Annotated in this window: 14 protein-coding genes and 1 tRNA gene; 12 read left to right on the top strand and 3 right to left on the bottom strand. The window is 41.1% G+C overall.

Features of this window, described 5'->3' with window-relative positions; genetic code table 11:
- The first annotated feature begins 2 nt into the window (after positions 1–2).
- The 4 genes from hflK (at position 3) to L1264_RS16555 (ending at position 4,315) form a co-directional block, all read left to right on the top strand.
- Positions 3–1,169, top strand: coding sequence for an FtsH protease activity modulator HflK (hflK, locus tag L1264_RS16540; RefSeq protein ID WP_135923270.1), 1,167 nt, complete (start codon positions 3–5; stop codon positions 1,167–1,169).
- 5 nt (positions 1,170–1,174) lie between these two features.
- Positions 1,175–2,053, top strand: a complete 879-nt coding sequence (gene hflC, locus L1264_RS16545) for a protease modulator HflC (protein WP_135923271.1) — start codon at positions 1,175–1,177, stop codon at positions 2,051–2,053.
- 227 nt (positions 2,054–2,280) lie between these two features.
- A complete protein-coding gene (locus L1264_RS16550) occupies positions 2,281–3,594 on the top strand; it encodes an adenylosuccinate synthase (protein ID WP_135923272.1) in 1,314 nt (437 codons plus the stop codon).
- A gap of 112 nt (positions 3,595–3,706) precedes the next feature.
- Positions 3,707–4,315 carry a tetratricopeptide repeat protein gene (locus L1264_RS16555; protein ID WP_135923273.1) on the top strand — a complete coding sequence of 203 codons (609 nt, stop codon included), beginning with the start codon at positions 3,707–3,709 and terminating at the stop codon, positions 4,313–4,315.
- Between the two features lie 50 nt (positions 4,316–4,365).
- Here L1264_RS16555 and L1264_RS16560 read toward each other — a convergent pair whose 3' ends face one another.
- Entirely contained in the window at positions 4,366–6,222 is a 1,857-nt protein-coding gene (locus tag L1264_RS16560; RefSeq protein ID WP_235404241.1) for a cation:proton antiporter, read from the bottom strand.
- Between the two features lie 919 nt (positions 6,223–7,141).
- On the opposite strand from L1264_RS16560, the gene proB reads away from it, so the two are divergent.
- Positions 7,142–8,242: a glutamate 5-kinase gene (gene proB, locus L1264_RS16565; protein ID WP_135923275.1), complete on the top strand. Its 1,101-nt coding sequence runs from the start codon at positions 7,142–7,144 to the stop codon at positions 8,240–8,242.
- Positions 8,239–9,486 carry a glutamate-5-semialdehyde dehydrogenase gene (locus L1264_RS16570; protein ID WP_135923276.1) on the top strand — a complete coding sequence of 416 codons (1,248 nt, stop codon included), beginning with the start codon at positions 8,239–8,241 and terminating at the stop codon, positions 9,484–9,486. Before proB ends, L1264_RS16570 begins: the two co-directional genes overlap by 4 nt.
- A 159-nt stretch (positions 9,487–9,645) precedes the next feature.
- On the opposite strand, the gene L1264_RS16575 is transcribed toward L1264_RS16570, so the two are convergent.
- A tRNA-Ala gene (locus L1264_RS16575) sits at positions 9,646–9,721 on the bottom strand.
- A gap of 166 nt (positions 9,722–9,887) precedes the next feature.
- On the opposite strand from L1264_RS16575, the gene L1264_RS16580 reads away from it, so the two are divergent.
- Both L1264_RS16580 and L1264_RS16585 read left to right on the top strand, forming a co-directional pair.
- The gene (locus tag L1264_RS16580) at positions 9,888–10,274 is read left to right on the top strand and encodes a hypothetical protein (protein ID WP_135923277.1); all 387 of its coding nucleotides are present in this window, start codon (positions 9,888–9,890) and stop codon (positions 10,272–10,274) included.
- On the top strand, positions 10,275–10,775 hold the full coding sequence (locus L1264_RS16585; RefSeq protein WP_135923278.1) for a prolyl-tRNA synthetase associated domain-containing protein: 501 nt from the start codon (positions 10,275–10,277) through the stop codon (positions 10,773–10,775).
- On the opposite strand, the gene L1264_RS16590 is transcribed toward L1264_RS16585, so the two are convergent.
- On the bottom strand, positions 10,742–11,878 hold the full coding sequence (locus L1264_RS16590; protein WP_199527641.1) for an MFS transporter: 1,137 nt from the start codon (positions 11,876–11,878) through the stop codon (positions 10,742–10,744). The genes L1264_RS16585 and L1264_RS16590 overlap by 34 nt on opposite strands.
- A gap of 232 nt (positions 11,879–12,110) precedes the next feature.
- On the opposite strand from L1264_RS16590, the gene L1264_RS16595 reads away from it, so the two are divergent.
- From L1264_RS16595 to L1264_RS16610, 4 genes are all read left to right on the top strand, one after another.
- Entirely contained in the window at positions 12,111–12,650 is a 540-nt protein-coding gene (locus L1264_RS16595; protein WP_135923280.1) for a DUF2058 domain-containing protein, read from the top strand.
- Positions 12,651–12,755: 105 nt separating this feature from the next.
- Positions 12,756–13,079, top strand: coding sequence for a c-type cytochrome (locus L1264_RS16600; RefSeq protein ID WP_135923281.1), 324 nt, complete (start codon positions 12,756–12,758; stop codon positions 13,077–13,079).
- Positions 13,080–13,207: 128 nt separating this feature from the next.
- A complete protein-coding gene (locus L1264_RS16605) occupies positions 13,208–13,975 on the top strand; it encodes a class II aldolase/adducin family protein (protein WP_054552449.1) in 768 nt (255 codons plus the stop codon).
- 9 nt (positions 13,976–13,984) lie between these two features.
- On the top strand, positions 13,985–15,160 hold the full coding sequence (locus tag L1264_RS16610) for a mandelate racemase/muconate lactonizing enzyme family protein (protein ID WP_054552450.1): 1,176 nt from the start codon (positions 13,985–13,987) through the stop codon (positions 15,158–15,160).
- Positions 15,161–15,410: the final 250 nt, after the last annotated feature.

Here is a 15,410-nt window from a genome sequence, read left to right on the forward strand (position 1 = left end):
CTATGGCCTGGAATGAACCGGGTAACAATGGCAATGATAAAGATCCGTGGAATAATAAAGGCGGAAAAGATCAAGGCCCACCTGATTTAGACGAGGTACTGCGTAAGTTCGGCAACAAGTTTGGCGGTTTATTTGGTGGTAATAAGCCAGGTAAAAATAACGGCGGACTTGGTGGCGCAGGCATTTCTTTCATCCTGATTATTGCCGTCATTGTATGGGCATTAAGTGGTATTTACACAGTAAAAGAAGCTGAACGTGGTATTGTTTTACAGTTTGGTCAATATGACCGTATTGCAGAACCAGGCTTACGTTGGAAAATGACCTTCATTGAACGCGTGATCCCGGTTGATATCGAAGCAGTTCGTTCTTTATCTGCAAAAGGTTTCATGCTAACCGAAGACGAAAACGTGGTTAATGTTGAGTTTGAAGTACAATACCGTGTTATCGACCCGCATTTATACAAGTTTAGCGTCACCGATGCTGATCATAGCTTACAGCAAGCATTAGATAGCGCACTGCGTTATGTAATTGGTCATGTGAAGATGGACCAAGTGTTAACAACAGGCCGTGAGCTTGTTCGTCAACAAACATGGGATGAGCTAAACAAAATCATCGAGCCGTATAATTTAGGTATTATCGTTAGTGATGTGAACTTTAAAGATTCACGTCCGCCGGGTGAAGTAAAAGACGCCTTTGATGACGCAATTGCAGCGCAAGAAGATGAAGAACGTTTCATTCGTGAAGCTGAAGCCTATGCCCGTGAAATTGAACCGCGAGCGCGTGGTCAGGTTACACGTATGACGCAAGAAGCAGAAGCATACCGTGAACGTATTACGCTTGAAGCACAAGGTGAAGTGGCACGATTTGAAAAGCTACTACCTGAATATCAAGCAGCAAAAGAAGTAACACGTCAGCGCTTATACATCGATGCGATGGAAGAAGTACTTGGTAACAGCTCTAAAGTGTTAGTTGATGTGAAAGGCGGTAATAACATGTTGTATTTACCACTTGATAAAATCATGGAAAAGCAAGGTACAGCAACACGTGTTGCATTACCAAGCTCAAGTGATATCAAAGATCTTCGCAATAAAATAAACACGTCGCGTAACAGTACGGTTAATTCGAGTAATGATCGTTTCGCAACTGACCGTTTTAATGAGGGGAGATAAGCAAGATGAAGAATTTTAGTTTAGTAATACTTGCCCTTGCTGTTGTATTGTCTTTCTCTGCTGTATTTGTTGTTCAAGAAGGCGAAAAGGCGATCGTACTGTTATTCAGCAAAGTTGAAAAAGACAGCAACGATAACGCGGTGGTATATGGCCCTGGTTTACATTTAAAAGTGCCATTCTTTAGCCAAGTACGTCGTTTAGATGCACGTATTCAAACGCTTGATGGTGCACCTGACCGCTTTGTAACAAGCGAGAAAAAAGACTTAATCGTTGATTCGTATGTGAAATGGCGTATTAATGATTTTAGTGCTTTTTATCTTCGTGCACGTGGTGATAAGCAATACGCTGAAACATTACTTAAGCAAAAAGTGAACAATGGTCTTCGTACTAACTTTGGTTCGCGTACAATCAGAGAGATAGTTTCTGGTGAACGTAGTGAGCTAATGGAAGAAGCATTAGTACAAGCTTCAGAAAGTGCGCAGGAGCTAGGTATCGAAGTGCTAGACGTGCGTGTTAAGCAAATTAACTTACCACAAGAAGTGAGTAGCTCAATCTTCCAACGTATGCGTGCTGAGCGTACTGCAGTGGCAAAAGAGCACCGTTCTGAAGGTCAAGAAAAAGCTGAAACGATTCGTGCTGAAGTAGACCGTCGAGTTACAGTTATGCTGGCAGATGCTGAACGTAATGCACGTACGGTTCGTGGTCAAGGTGATGCTGAAGCTGCTGCTATTTACGCGAATGCTTACAGTAAAGATGCTGAGTTCTTTGGTTTTGTGCGCAGCTTAGAAGCGTATAAAAAGACCTTCAAAGATAAACAAGACGTAATGGTGATTTCACCAGACAGCGACTTCTTTAACTATATGAAAGGATCGAAAGCACAGTAATTAAATACTGTGTTGAACAAAAGCCCTGCAGTTTGTAGGGCTTTTTTGTTTCTGTGTTTTATTAATTTATTCACTCTTGCCAGTTTATAACTCCCTGTTCTGACACAGCTTGTCGCGTTTATTTAGATGATAAAAATTCAGGCGCAGAAAAAATAAGCTAAACGGGGTGATCTTTCACCTCGTTTTCTGATAAAATCTCGTCCTAATTTTTTCTAAGTGAATTTGCAATGGGTAAAAACGTTGTTGTACTAGGCACCCAATGGGGTGACGAAGGTAAGGGTAAGGTAGTTGACCTCCTTACAGACAAAGCATCTTTAGTAGTTCGTTATCAAGGTGGTCATAACGCAGGCCATACTTTGGTAATCAACGGTGAAAAGACGGTTTTACACCTTATTCCATCGGGTGTATTACGTGACAATGTTAAGTGTGTGATTGGTAATGGTGTTGTTTTATCACCAGAAGCATTAATGAAAGAAATCGGTATGCTAGAAGAGCGTGGCGTACCAGTACGTGAGCGCTTATTAATTAGCGAAGCATGTCCGTTAATTTTACCTTTCCACATTGCATTAGATTTAGCCCGTGAAAAAGCACGTGGCGATAAGCCAATCGGTACGACAGGTCGTGGTATCGGTCCAGCTTATGAAGACAAAGTAGCACGTCGTGGTTTACGTGTTGGTGATTTATTCAACCCAGAACAGTTTGCTAGCAAGCTTAAAGAAGTATTGGAATACCATAACTTCACGTTAGAGCATTACTACAAAGTTGAACCAGTTGACTTCCAAAAGACATTTGACGATGCAATGGCTATCGCAGATATCTTAAAAGCAATGGTTGTTGATGTTACTGAGCTACTTGATCAAACGCGTTTAGCAGGTGACAACATCTTATTTGAAGGTGCACAGGGTACATTACTTGATATCGACCACGGTACTTACCCGTACGTAACATCGTCAAACACAACAGCGGGTGGTGTAGCGACAGGTGCTGGTTTTGGTCCATTACACCTTGATTATGTGCTAGGTATTATTAAAGCTTACACAACACGTGTAGGTTCTGGTCCGTTCCCTACAGAGCTTTACGACGGTCTTGATAAACAAGATCCAGTAGGTAAGCACTTAGGTGAAAAAGGTCATGAGTTCGGTGCAACGACTGGTCGTTTACGCCGTACTGGTTGGTTAGATGCAGTGGCAATGCGCCGTGCAGTTCAAATCAACAGCATCTCAGGTTTCTGTTTAACTAAACTAGACGTATTAGATGGTTTAGAAACATTAAAAATCTGTACTGGTTACCAGTTAGAAGATGGCACTGTAACGAACGTTACGCCATTAGCTGCTGAAGGTTACGAGAAAGTAACACCAGTATACGAAGAGATGCCAGGCTGGTCAGAAAACACAGTAGGTGCTACGTCAGTTGATCAATTACCGCAAGCGGCACTTGATTACATCAAGCGTATTGAAGAAATCACTGGTGTTCCAGTTGATATTATCTCTACTGGCCCAGATCGTGTAGAAACTATGGTATTACGCAGCCCATTTGCATAATCGTCATAGTGACTGAAAAAGCTGCTTCGGCAGCTTTTTTTGTGCCCAAAATTCACTCTGGAATGATAATTGTATATTATTTGCTAAGACCGACTTTATTTAAGTGATTTTGATGCGTGTTTTATTGCCTTTAACATTACTCTTCTCAAGCCTAAGCATGGCTGAAGAGCCTATTACAGCTGTGCCTCTTTACACAGAGAGCGAGTTAATCGCTCTAATAAATAAAAACACCCATTTGGCACGTGTAAAGGCAGATGATTGCCAGTTAGTTCAAGATATCGAAGCGCGAGCCAATAAAATGGCGTTGCCATCGTATCAGTTCTTGTATGGTGACATGCTAGCGTATGCCGTATGTGTCGACCGAAATGTAGAACTTGGTGTCTATTATATGCGTAAGGCTGCTGAGCAGGGTCTAGCGGCCGCACTTGAGCAATTAGGGCGCTACTATGATGTCGGTCAATTAGTACAGCAAGATAAAGCAATGGCTGTAACTTATCTGCGAGAGGCATCTGCACAGGGGAATTTAAAAGCCCAGATGCGGTTGGTTAATTTGTTTAACCAAGGTTATGGCAGTCCGCGAGATTATGAAGATGCTTACCGTTGGTTGTTTCATTCAATGGTTGCTGATAAAGCCACCCATAAAAAAATTGAAGGCTTACTTGCTAAGCTTGCCGAAAAAATGCCTGACAGCGTCGTCGCCCGTGCTCGCTTGCCGATGTAGTCGGTATAATTGTGTATAAAAAAGGCCAGTTTTAAACTGGCCTTTTTTTATTAATCTTCTTTTATCTCTTTATTTTTGCCGTTATTAGGGTCTTTTAAAACCGACATCTTTGGAGGCTGAAGCGCAACAATACGTTCACCTACTTGAGGAGCTTTTTCCATGTTGGTTGTGAACGGGCGAATTTTCACAGGAGAGTCATCGTCATCTGATTTTTCACCATGCAAAATAAACAGTGGAATTGCTTCGCTGTTTACTTCTTTGTATTGTTCCCAACTAAATTCTTCTGAAATCCGTGTGGCACTGACTTTGCCACCTTTTGCAATTAGGCTACTCAAGCGAGCATACGCACCATTATCGCCAAACAAAATTTGTCGAGACAAAAAGGTTGCACTGTCTTTGTTTGCTTTGGCGTGGTTAGTTGAAGAACGTAATGAAAACACATCCTTTTCGTCGAGCAGGTGCGAGAAGTATTGCACGCCTAATGCGTTGTGATGGCGGTTAGGCGAAAGCGCTAATACGCTGCGAATCGTCGTTAACGGTAAATAACGCTCAGCATGCTCAGATTGTGGATTACCATAGTAGCAAGGCAAACCATCCATACGTGCCATTTTACAGTTCTCCCATGCAGGATCAGACAAGTGCACCGGAATATTTTGATCTTTTAAGCCACAGGCAATGGCACGAGCGACATGGTTTGCACCAATAATCAAAATGGTATTTGGCGCAGGTTGGCGCACTTTTAACAGCTTTGCCAGTGGCGTTGCTGTTAGGCTTTGTAGTACCACTGTTACGATAATCACTGTGAATATGAGTGGTACCATTTTTTCTGCATCAGCAATACCGGCTTCAACCATACTTAATGCGAAGACAGAACCTACCGCTGCGGCTACGATACCGCGCGGTGCAATCCATGACAGCACTAAACGAGACTTAATAGGTAAGTCGGTTCTAAACGTAGATATCGCAATACACGCTGGGCGAGCCACAAATAGCACAATAGCTAAGAAAATAAACACATCGCTGTGTAACATCATCAAATCAGATAATTGAAGGCGGGCTGCAAGTAAAATGAATAACGATGAAATTAAAATCATCGATAAATCTTCTTTAAACTCAAGCACTGAATCAATTTCGAGTTCATCTTGGTTGGCAAGCCAAATACCAAATACTGTCACTGCTAGTAAGCCCGATTCATGGCTTAAGTGATTAGAGACGGTAAAGCTAATAAGTACTAAGGCTAGAATACCAAACTTGTGTAATTCAAATGGTAGCCACTCACGGCGAATAAGAAGCGTAGTAAGCCATCCGGCAACTACACCAATTGTCAAACCAACGCCTAAGGTTTTAAATAGCGCGATAATGGTATGGCTAAATACTTCACCCTGACCAACCAACATAACGGCTTCAAACACCAATACCGCAAATAAAGCCCCAATTGGGTCAATCACGATGCCTTCCCAGCGGAGGATACGGTCGATATCTTGGGTGGGCCTCATAGAGTTTAAAAGTGGCGCTATGACAGTAGGGCCTGTAACAACTAACACCGCTCCTAAAACAGCAGCAACACGCCAATTAAGCTCTAAAATCCAGTAGGCACTGAGACTTATGACCAGGCAGGTCGTGATCATCCCGATTGAACAGAGGTTTCGAACCACTTTACCAATGCCTTTAAGTTCTCGAAAGTGCAATGTTAATGATCCTTCAAACAGGATCACCGCCACACTTAAAGAGACGACAGGAAATAACAAGTCGCCAAGAAGTGCATCAGGCCCTAGCACACCACTAAAGGGTCCGAGTAACAAACCTGTTAGTAGTAAAAACAAAATATCCGGTACACGAAACGCCCACGCTACCCATTGTGCCAATACTGAACACAAGGCGATCCCTGCTATAAAAATTGCTGACATAGAATGAATTATCCTTTAGTTACTACAACTTAAAAATACCAACACCTTAGATAATCGCGTTTCAAGACGATAATTAGTCGCTGACTTTCCAAATATAATGCTTGCTTATTAAAGCCTACTCACCGTCGTGGATACAAGCAATCTTGTTGCTTCAAATACGATTTTAGTCGTTATTACTACTTTTTGGGGGTGTTTTAAAAATAAAACTTAGTTTGGTTCATTAAAAATTATTACATATCAACAAAAGACCTCTAACATACTGTTATTAAATGTGTATTTTCTGTGGTTATGGTAAGTATAAGGCTTATGACTACTTTTCGCACTTGATCTCTGCCCCTAATTTACCGTATTATAGTTCGTGTTCAAACAATTTGATATCTAAATAGTTATTAGCAATAAGCACATTGTTTTTAGCTTTGATTTCAAAAAATCAGTTGTTTGCGACATTTTTAGTGTTTTATACACTTTGTTTTCAAATTAAATAGAAATGAACTTGTGTAGATTCAGCGTGCATTTATTACGTGTTGAATATAATTATGGTTCATTATCTGGTCAATGTTTAGCTCCCATCGTGGCAGCTGAATCTCGGTCATACAATCTACACCCTATCTGCTGGTGTACCAGATTGTATAGGCTCTATGTATGTTGTTATTAATAAAAGCCGCACACAGCTTTTTACAGCGATACATAAACAACACTTATCTTTTTTATCAACTTATGGTTTATAACCGTTTGGTCTACTGACTGAATAAAAGTTGTGCTATATCTAATCGCAGTCGTTGCGTGGCATAGTCGTGTGTATAGATAAGTGGTTTGACAAAGTGATAATAGTCAGTGCGTTTAGTGATACTAATCGCGAGTCTTTTTATCAGTGGCATAGTGGCACTGAACAGATAGTAAAATGGAAAGTTGAACAGTTATGCAAAAGTTTAAATGGCGACGTATAGTATTAAAAGTTGGTAGCGCATTGATCGCACCGGAGCAGGACGGGTGTCGTTCTCGCTACTTACTAACCATTGCACAGTTCATCGTTCGCTGTCGTGCGCAAGGTATCGAAGTAATTTTAGTGTCATCGGGTTCGGTTGCTGCAGGTTCACACTTGTTTCCAAAGCAAGAAAAGCGCTCAGTGACAATGAAAAAAGCGATGGCAGCAGCCGGTCAAACCGAAATGATGGCAATGTGGGATCGCTTCTTTGATTTCCCATCTGCGCAAATTTTATTAACACACGGTGACTTACGTGACCGTGAGCGTTATACCAGTATACGTGAAACAGTATTTACTTTACTGGAGCACGGTGTATTACCTATTATCAATGAAAATGACACGGTAACAACCGATGATCTTAAAGTGGGTGATAACGATAACTTATCAGCCATGGTTGCTGCTGCGGCCGATGCTGATGCGTTAATGATTTTTTCAGATGTAGACGGTCTTTATAATAAAAATCCTAATTTACATGAAGATGCGGTACTACTTCCGGAAATCGAAAGCATTGATGAATCGATTTATGCAATGGCAGGCTGTGCTACAAGCGCAGTAGGTACAGGTGGTATGAAAACGAAAATTGAAGCGGCAGAAAAAGCGACTTCACACGGTATTACTACCTTTATCTTGAATGGTTTCAAAGAAGAAACATTTAATCGATTATTAGAGGGTGACAACCCAGGTACAATCTTCACACCTTATGAAAAGCCAATGCAAGAAGCTGTACACTGGATGACACACACTGCAAATGAGCAGGGTGAGGTTGTTGTTGAAGGCTCAATTGACGAGTCAACCGAAGATGGTTGTATTCGCAGCGATGAGATCGTTGCAGTACATGGAGAATTTGGCGTAGGCGATACTATTTTAGTCCGCAGTGATGATGGTACGCGTCTAGCAAAAGCGACAGCGAATTACAGTAGCTGTTTATTGAATTTTATTGCTGACAACGAGCAAAGTGAATTTAGCGAAAAGATGCAAGATTCAATCGGCCCAGTTGTTTCAGAAAAAGATATCGCATTATTGGAGAAGTCATGAGTTTAATTACGGATATTTCGAGTCAAGCAGCTAAAGCGGCTACGCAGTTAGCTCTGCTTGATACTGCTACTAAGAATCAAGTTTTAACTGAGATGGCAGAGGCGCTACGTGAAAGCAAAGCCTTTATCATCAAAGAAAACGAAAGTGATTTAGCGGCAGCGCGTGATAATAACCTTGCTGCAGCTATGATTGACCGTTTAACGCTTAATGATGAGCGCATTGAGGCAATGGCTGAAGGTATTGAAGTAATTGTAAGCCTTGATGATCCAGTTGGTCAGTTGCGTGAAATTTCAGAGCGTCCTAATGGTATTAAGATCAGTAAGATGCGTGTACCACTAGGTGTTGTGTGTATGATCTATGAAGCACGCCCAAATGTGACGGCTGATGCGGGTGCATTATGCTTTAAATCAGGTAATGGTGTTATTTTACGTGGTGGTAAAGAAGCACTTCGTAGCTCGCAAGCTATTGCAAGTGTGATGCACAAAGTACTTGAAAAGCATGGTTTACCAGCAGCGTTAATTTCGGTGATCCCAGATCCAGACCGAGGCTTATTGATGGAACTGATGCAACAGCGCGACACTATTGATTTAATCATTCCGCGTGGTGGCGAAGGTTTAATTAATTTTGTAACGGAAAACAGCACCATTCCAGTAATTCAGCACTTTAAAGGTGTATGCCACCTTTATGTAGATAAAGATGCTGACCTGAATGTAGCAATCAATTTACTATTGAATGGTAAAACTCAGCGTACTGGTGTGTGTAATGCTCTAGAAGGCTTAGTGGTACACCAAGATATCGCCGATGAGTTTTTAAATCTGTGTGCTGTTGTTCTTCGTCAAGAAGGCGTTAAAGTAAATGCAGATGCGAAAGCTGCCGAGTACTTTGATAATGCAACAGTACTTGCTGACGACGAGTTTGGTGAAGAGTACTTAGACCTAGAAATCGCAATCAAGGTGGTACCTGACTTTGCCGGTGCTATTGATCATATTGCTAAGTTTGGTTCAAACCATACCGAAGTGATTTGTACTAAAGACAAAGCCGCTGCAGAGCTATTCCAACGTAGTGTAGATGCATCTGTGGTAATGGTTAATGCGTCATCGCGTTTTTCTGATGGGTCACAGTTAGGTTTAGGTGCTGAGATTGGCATTGCGACAACTAAGCTACATGCTTATGGTCCAATGGGTCTTGAGTCACTTACAACTGAAAAATATTTAGTGAATGGCGAAGGTCAAATTCGTGAGTAATCACTAAAAAGTAATTGCTATAGAAAGCCGGGCTTTTGCTCGGTTTTTTTGTGTCTGATATAAAACGAAGACGACAGAAAGACTAATAAAATTGCTTTAACTTAGAATATATTGGTTTTTATTAAGTATTCGGCAGATTGCCTAAAAGAGGTAGGAAAGTGGTGGAGCTAAGCAGGATCGAACTGCTGACCTCCTGCGTGCAAGGCAGGCGCTCTCCCAGCTGAGCTATAGCCCCACATTCCTAAAATACAGGATGCTTAAGTCTTGCGTCTCAAGCGGGGTGAACTTTAATTATTTTTATCTTTTTGGTCAAGTATTTTTTTTAAATTGATCGAATTTTTACTCTGAAGTTTTATTTTTGCTAGACTAGAGCCCATTCACTGTACAAGGCTTATCCAATAATGAAAAAAATAGCATGGCTTTTACTTGCATTACTTGCTGGTTGCGCAAGCCAAGAGGAGGCCCCGCCTTTTGAAATTAATAATAAACAGTTTTACGAAAAAAATGACGACCAAGGCAATAAAATTTTTGCCTATGTAGTGTCAGTTAAGGCGCAAGGAAGACGTCCAATCAACCTTGATAAGCCAATGACACGTAGTCAGTTTAAAGACTTTGCTGAGCAAGAAGTATTTGAAGAGTCGAGCAACTTAAAACTCATGCTCGAAGATCAAGCGGTCGAATTATTAAATGAAGAACTTAAAGCACGACAATACTGCGACGATAAACACATTATTGACGAAGTATTGTGGCGTGATTTAAGTGTGCAATTACGAGGACGTTGTTTGTAAATGTATGCAGATAAGAGCAAGTTGGCAGCTACGCTAGCTCAGTTAGATATCAATTATGAGGTGATTGAGCATCCACCATTGCACGGCAGCTTAGATGCCGACAAATTTATGCTCGATAGACCGGGCACACGATTAAAAAACCTGTTTTTACGAGATAACGAAGGCAAGCGCCACTTTTTAGTGATCACCGCTCACGATAAGCAGCTTGACTTAAAAGCTATTGCTCAGCAGCAAGGGCTATCGCGCTTAGGATTTGCATCTGATGAGCGATTAGCGCGTTATCTTAAAGTGCCACCGGGCTGTGTTTCTATGCTGGCACTTTTAAACGATAAGCAAAATAATGTTACCCTTTGGCTAGACCAAGAAATTTGGTTTAACGAGCTTTTTCATTGTCATCCTTTTGAAAATACCGCGACATGGCTGATGAAAAAAGAGGACTTAGAGCTATTTTTTGAAAGTACTGGGCATCAACCGCGTATTGTATTTCTACCTGCCAAATAAACTAAGCTTAAACCTACTAAGCAGACTAAAAGTAGCACGGTCATAAAGGCAACTTGGCCGTGTTGCTGATATACCAGCCCAGGCAATAACGAACCTAATGCCCCACCGCTATAATAAAACGATACATAACCGCCATTGGTGACACTTGCAGGTGCACTGCTGATTTTATTTACCAGTGGAGCGGCACTAGAGTGGATCACAAACATTGCGCCACAAAAGCCAGTAAAAGCAATGACAAAAAGTAATAATTGTTGGCTCATTAAAAGCACCATCGTCAGGCTATAAAAGACAAATACCCATGTTAGTAAGCGCCAAGGAGTTGATGACTTTCGTAACAGCCAAGGGGTAGCTATAGAGGCAAGTGCTCCCAATAAATAGCCACTGTAAACCAGACCAATATCTCGAGTATTAGTGATAGCAAAGCTATCTTGTAAGATGAAGGGCAAATAATTTAACAGCGCCGCAAAGCAAAAGAACATACAAAAAACGGCTCCGTAGAGCTTTAGCACAAGCGGATCTTTTAATTGTTTCAGATATAGCAGTGGTGACTGTGCTACATGAATTGTGGCAGTTTTGCTTGATTTAGGGATAACGACAGCAAACAGTATTAATCCTACCGCAATCACATAATAAAAACTTTGCCAGCTTAAAAAGTCAGTGAATAAGGCAGCAAGCATACGACCAAAGTATCCACCGACAATGGTGCTGCCAATATAAAGAGTCATATTACGTTGTAATTGGTCAGCCTGATAAGTTACACCAATATAACTGGTCATGGCTGTGAGCGCAGCAGGCAGGGTGATCCCTTGAATAAAGCGTACCAGCAACAGCAGCTCAAAGCTTGGTGCTAAAGTAAAAGCAACGCAGCTTATAGCCAACACAAACATGGCAATCTTTAAAATTGTTAGTGGGTTTCGCTTAGCTAAAAATAAGCCATACACCAAAGGAGCAATGGCTAGTGGCAGCATAGTCGCGGTCATTAAGCTACCAGCAGTAGCTGGCGAGACAGAAAAATGACTAGCAAATAATCCAAGTAACGGTTGTGGGGCGTATAAAACAAAGAAAATAAATACAGAGCAAAGTAACAAATGTCGCAGCTGCATTTTTAGCTCCCAAGAGGAAAAGCTTTAGCTTATAGGGTACAGCTTTTTTTACAAGTTCAAAGACGACTAAAATGATAAATCTTGCGTTAAATCAACATGTCATGATTTCATCGCATGTTAATCTCACAGCAATATACTCGATTGCAGTGAATCATCTAAGCTGAACACTGTTATTTGTTCGTATTGCTGATTAAAATAACCCTAATTAGGCATTTTTATATGGAATTTAGTCATGGGTTCATTACAAGATCAATTACTTAAAGCAGGGTTAACAACGTCACATCAAGCTAAGGTGGCTAAAACTGAAAAGCGTAAGCAGCAAAAGAAGAAGAAAAAAGGTGCTACGAGCAACCCAAGTGATTTACAAAAGCATATTGAACAAACAAAGCTTGAGCAGCAGAAAAAAGCCGACGAGCTTAATAAAGCACGTTTAGAAGAGCAAAAACAGCGTGAGCAAGTGGCTCGCGTAAAGCAGATTTTAGAGCACCACAATCAAGATGAAATTCGTGGTGATCGCACCTTTAACTTCACTTATCAAAATAAAGTGAAGGAGCTAGAGGTAAATGAAAAAACACAAAAAGCCCTTGCAGGAGGCCGTTTGGCAATTTGTGTTTTAGAAGGCCAATTTTTTGTACTGGAAGACGAACCAGCACGAAAAGTCGCTGAAGTTAGCGAAGACTACATAGTGTTCCATGTTGAGCCTGAAGATAAGCAGAAAGATGAAGATGATCCGTATGCTGATTTTGAAGTACCTGATGATTTGATCTGGTAGTTATCTTATACCGGCCACCATTACAATTTTCGGGTGCAATATTGTTAAATCATGGTCTACACTAAAGAAAATGTTTAATAACCCGTCAAAAAAGAGAAGACTAATATGAGCAAGATTACAAAAGTTTTATGTGGGGCTGGCATTGCAATGGCTGCAAGCCTATCTTTTAACACAATGGCAGCAGATGGTGCAGCACTTTACACAGCTAAGCTATGTCAAACATGTCATGGTGCAGAAGGTAAAGCACCTATCATGCCTCAGTACCCTAAATTAAACGGCCAAAATAAAGAGTACTTACTAGCACAAATGAAAGACATCAAGTCAGGTGCACGTAGTAACGGTATGGCTGCGGCAATGAAAGCAATGGTTGCAAACGTATCTGAAGAAGAAATGGCTGCAATTGCTGATTATTTATCGCAAGTAAAATAAACGCCACTTTAGCAAGAAAAGGCCACATCTGTAGATGTGGCCTTTTTGTATCAGCTATTGATCATCGATTAATAGTGTTTTAGACTTCTATACATCTATTTGTGCTTGTCACATATACAAGGTTTCCCATGTTTGACTTACCAAAACTCGATTTAAAAAATAAAGTATCTGAACAGGAATGGCAGCTACGCGTAGATTTAGCGGCATGTTACCGTTTGGTTGAGCATTTCCGTTGGGGGGATTTAATTTACACCCACCTATCGGCGCGCTTACCAGGCACGGATCACTATTTGGTAAACGCATTTGGTTTAAGTTTTGATGAAGTGACTGCGTCAAACCTTGTGAAGGTGGATTTAGCAGGCAATATCCTTGATGACACGCCGTTTAAAATTAACCCGGCTGGTTTCACTATTCACAGCGCCATTCACGAAGTACGTGATGACGCACACTGTGTTATTCATTTACACACAAAAGAAACCATCGCCGTTGCAACGCAAGAAAAAGGCCTGTTGCCACTTAGCCAATACTCAATGTTCTCATTGCCATCATTGTCTTATCATGGCTACGAAGGCTTAGCGGTAAACAGTGATGAGAAAAAGCGCTTGCAAGATGACTTAGGCACCACCAACCACATGTTATTGGTTAACCACGGTGGTTTAACCGTTGGCCCAACAGTGGGTGATGCGTTTATGCGTTTTTATGATTTACAGCGTGCCTGTGAAATTCAATTAGCTATCCAAGCCAGTGGTCAAACAGCAATCCCAGTACCACAACCTATTATCGATAATATTTATAATCAAGCGAATGTCGTGCATAGCGGCAGCACCGGTGGCCAGTTAGCTTGGCCGGCAATGTTGCGTAAAGCTTATCGTCTTGATCCTAGTTTTGCTCAGTAAGGAGTAACCATGAAAGTTAATCGCGTCGAAGTGTTCGATATTCATTGTCCAGACAGACCTGCTTGGACACCTGTTTTTGTGCGTATTCACACTGATGAAGGTATTAGCGGTGTGGGAGAGGCAGGCCTTGCTTATGATTTAGGTCACAGTGCTGCAGCGGCAATGATCAAAGAAATGGCTGATGCATTTTTAATTGGTCATGACCCATTTCAAACAGAAAAATTATGGTCACGAATGCTACGCGAAAGCTTTTGGGGTTTAGGCGGTGGTCCTGTTGTGTATGCCGCAATGAGCGCTATTGATACCGCACTTTGGGATATTAAAGGTAAAGCATTAGGCTTGCCTGTTTACCAGCTATTAGGCGGTAAAGTTAACGACAAGCTACGTACATACGCATCACAACTACAGTTTGACTGGGACAGTGAATTTAAAGCACTTGTTCACCCAGAAGAATACGCAGAAGCTGCATTAAAGGCGATGGCTGAAGGGTATGATGCGGTAAAAGTTGACCCAATCCAGTACGATAAAAACGGCAATACTTATTACGATCGTACTAACATCATTTCTCGCGCAGAAATGAAATTGTATCGTGCACGTATGCAAGCCATTCGTGAAGCGGTAGGTGACGAAGTTGATATTATTTTTGAATGTCACAGTTTGCCAGGTGCGACATCTGCAATTCAAATTGGTGAAATTGCTGAAGAGTTCGATTGTATGTATTACGAAGAGCCAGTGAACTACTTAAATCACTCGTTACATGCAAAAGTTGCCGACAAAGTAGCGGTGCCAATTGCTGGTGGTGAGCGTTTGTATAATCGCTGGGGTGTGCGTCCATACCTAGAAGATCAAAGTATTGATGTGCTACAGCCAGACTTAGGCTTGTGTGGTGGTTTCACTGAAACTAAAAAAGTGTGTGATTATGCCGATATTTTTGATGTGCGTATTCAAGCTCACGTGTGTGGCGGCCCAGTAGCAACAGCAGCTTCGTTACACTTAGAAACCGCAATTCCTAACTTCTTAATTCACGAGCATCACACTTATGCAATTAAAAAGTGGAACCGTGAATTGTGTATTCAAGATCCACAACCTAAAAATGGTTTCTTCCAAGTATCAGAAGAGCCAGGTATCGGTATTGAGTTAAATGACGAAGTGGTTATGCGCTCACAACGTGTTGAGATTAAATAACACTAGTTCACATTATCAGAGTTGAAATTTATCTTTAAACAATAAAAAAGCCCGTTAGGGCTTTTTTTGTAAGAAAGTGTAATTGTTAACATTTGTTTATTAAGCTTTTTTATTGAATAATAGGTGTGTAGCTCAATGTTGATACCTTATTTTCACTCTTTAAAATGTTAAATATTTTGGTTTATTTTGTTGTTTTAGTATTTTTCATATGTTCATTATTTATGTTTCTACAATTATACATGTAAAATTC

The sequence above is a fragment of the Pseudoalteromonas sp. APAL1 genome, assembly GCF_021532475.1.
Classification (GTDB): Bacteria; Pseudomonadota; Gammaproteobacteria; order Enterobacterales; family Alteromonadaceae; genus Pseudoalteromonas; species Pseudoalteromonas lipolytica_C.

Bases quoted from the DNA above. Each gene is read 5' to 3' on its own strand.
- L1264_RS16580 (WP_135923277.1), top strand. From the start codon at position 9,888: ATGAAAAAAATAGCATGGCTTTTACTTGCATTACTTGCTGGTTGCGCA.
- L1264_RS16585 (WP_135923278.1), top strand. From the start codon at position 10,275: ATGTATGCAGATAAGAGCAAGTTGGCAGCTACGCTAGCTCAGTTAGAT.
- hflC (WP_135923271.1), top strand. From the start codon at position 1,175: ATGAAGAATTTTAGTTTAGTAATACTTGCCCTTGCTGTTGTATTGTCT.
- L1264_RS16550 (WP_135923272.1), top strand. From the start codon at position 2,281: ATGGGTAAAAACGTTGTTGTACTAGGCACCCAATGGGGTGACGAAGGT.
- L1264_RS16570 (WP_135923276.1), top strand. From the start codon at position 8,239: ATGAGTTTAATTACGGATATTTCGAGTCAAGCAGCTAAAGCGGCTACG.
- proB (WP_135923275.1), top strand. From the start codon at position 7,142: ATGCAAAAGTTTAAATGGCGACGTATAGTATTAAAAGTTGGTAGCGCA.
- L1264_RS16595 (WP_135923280.1), top strand. From the start codon at position 12,111: ATGGGTTCATTACAAGATCAATTACTTAAAGCAGGGTTAACAACGTCA.
- L1264_RS16610 (WP_054552450.1), top strand. From the start codon at position 13,985: ATGAAAGTTAATCGCGTCGAAGTGTTCGATATTCATTGTCCAGACAGA.
- L1264_RS16605 (WP_054552449.1), top strand. From the start codon at position 13,208: ATGTTTGACTTACCAAAACTCGATTTAAAAAATAAAGTATCTGAACAG.
- hflK (WP_135923270.1), top strand. From the start codon at position 3: ATGGCCTGGAATGAACCGGGTAACAATGGCAATGATAAAGATCCGTGG.
- L1264_RS16590 (WP_199527641.1), bottom strand. From the start codon at position 11,878: ATGCAGCTGCGACATTTGTTACTTTGCTCTGTATTTATTTTCTTTGTT.
- L1264_RS16560 (WP_235404241.1), bottom strand. From the start codon at position 6,222: ATGTCAGCAATTTTTATAGCAGGGATCGCCTTGTGTTCAGTATTGGCA.
- L1264_RS16555 (WP_135923273.1), top strand. From the start codon at position 3,707: ATGCGTGTTTTATTGCCTTTAACATTACTCTTCTCAAGCCTAAGCATG.
- L1264_RS16600 (WP_135923281.1), top strand. From the start codon at position 12,756: ATGAGCAAGATTACAAAAGTTTTATGTGGGGCTGGCATTGCAATGGCT.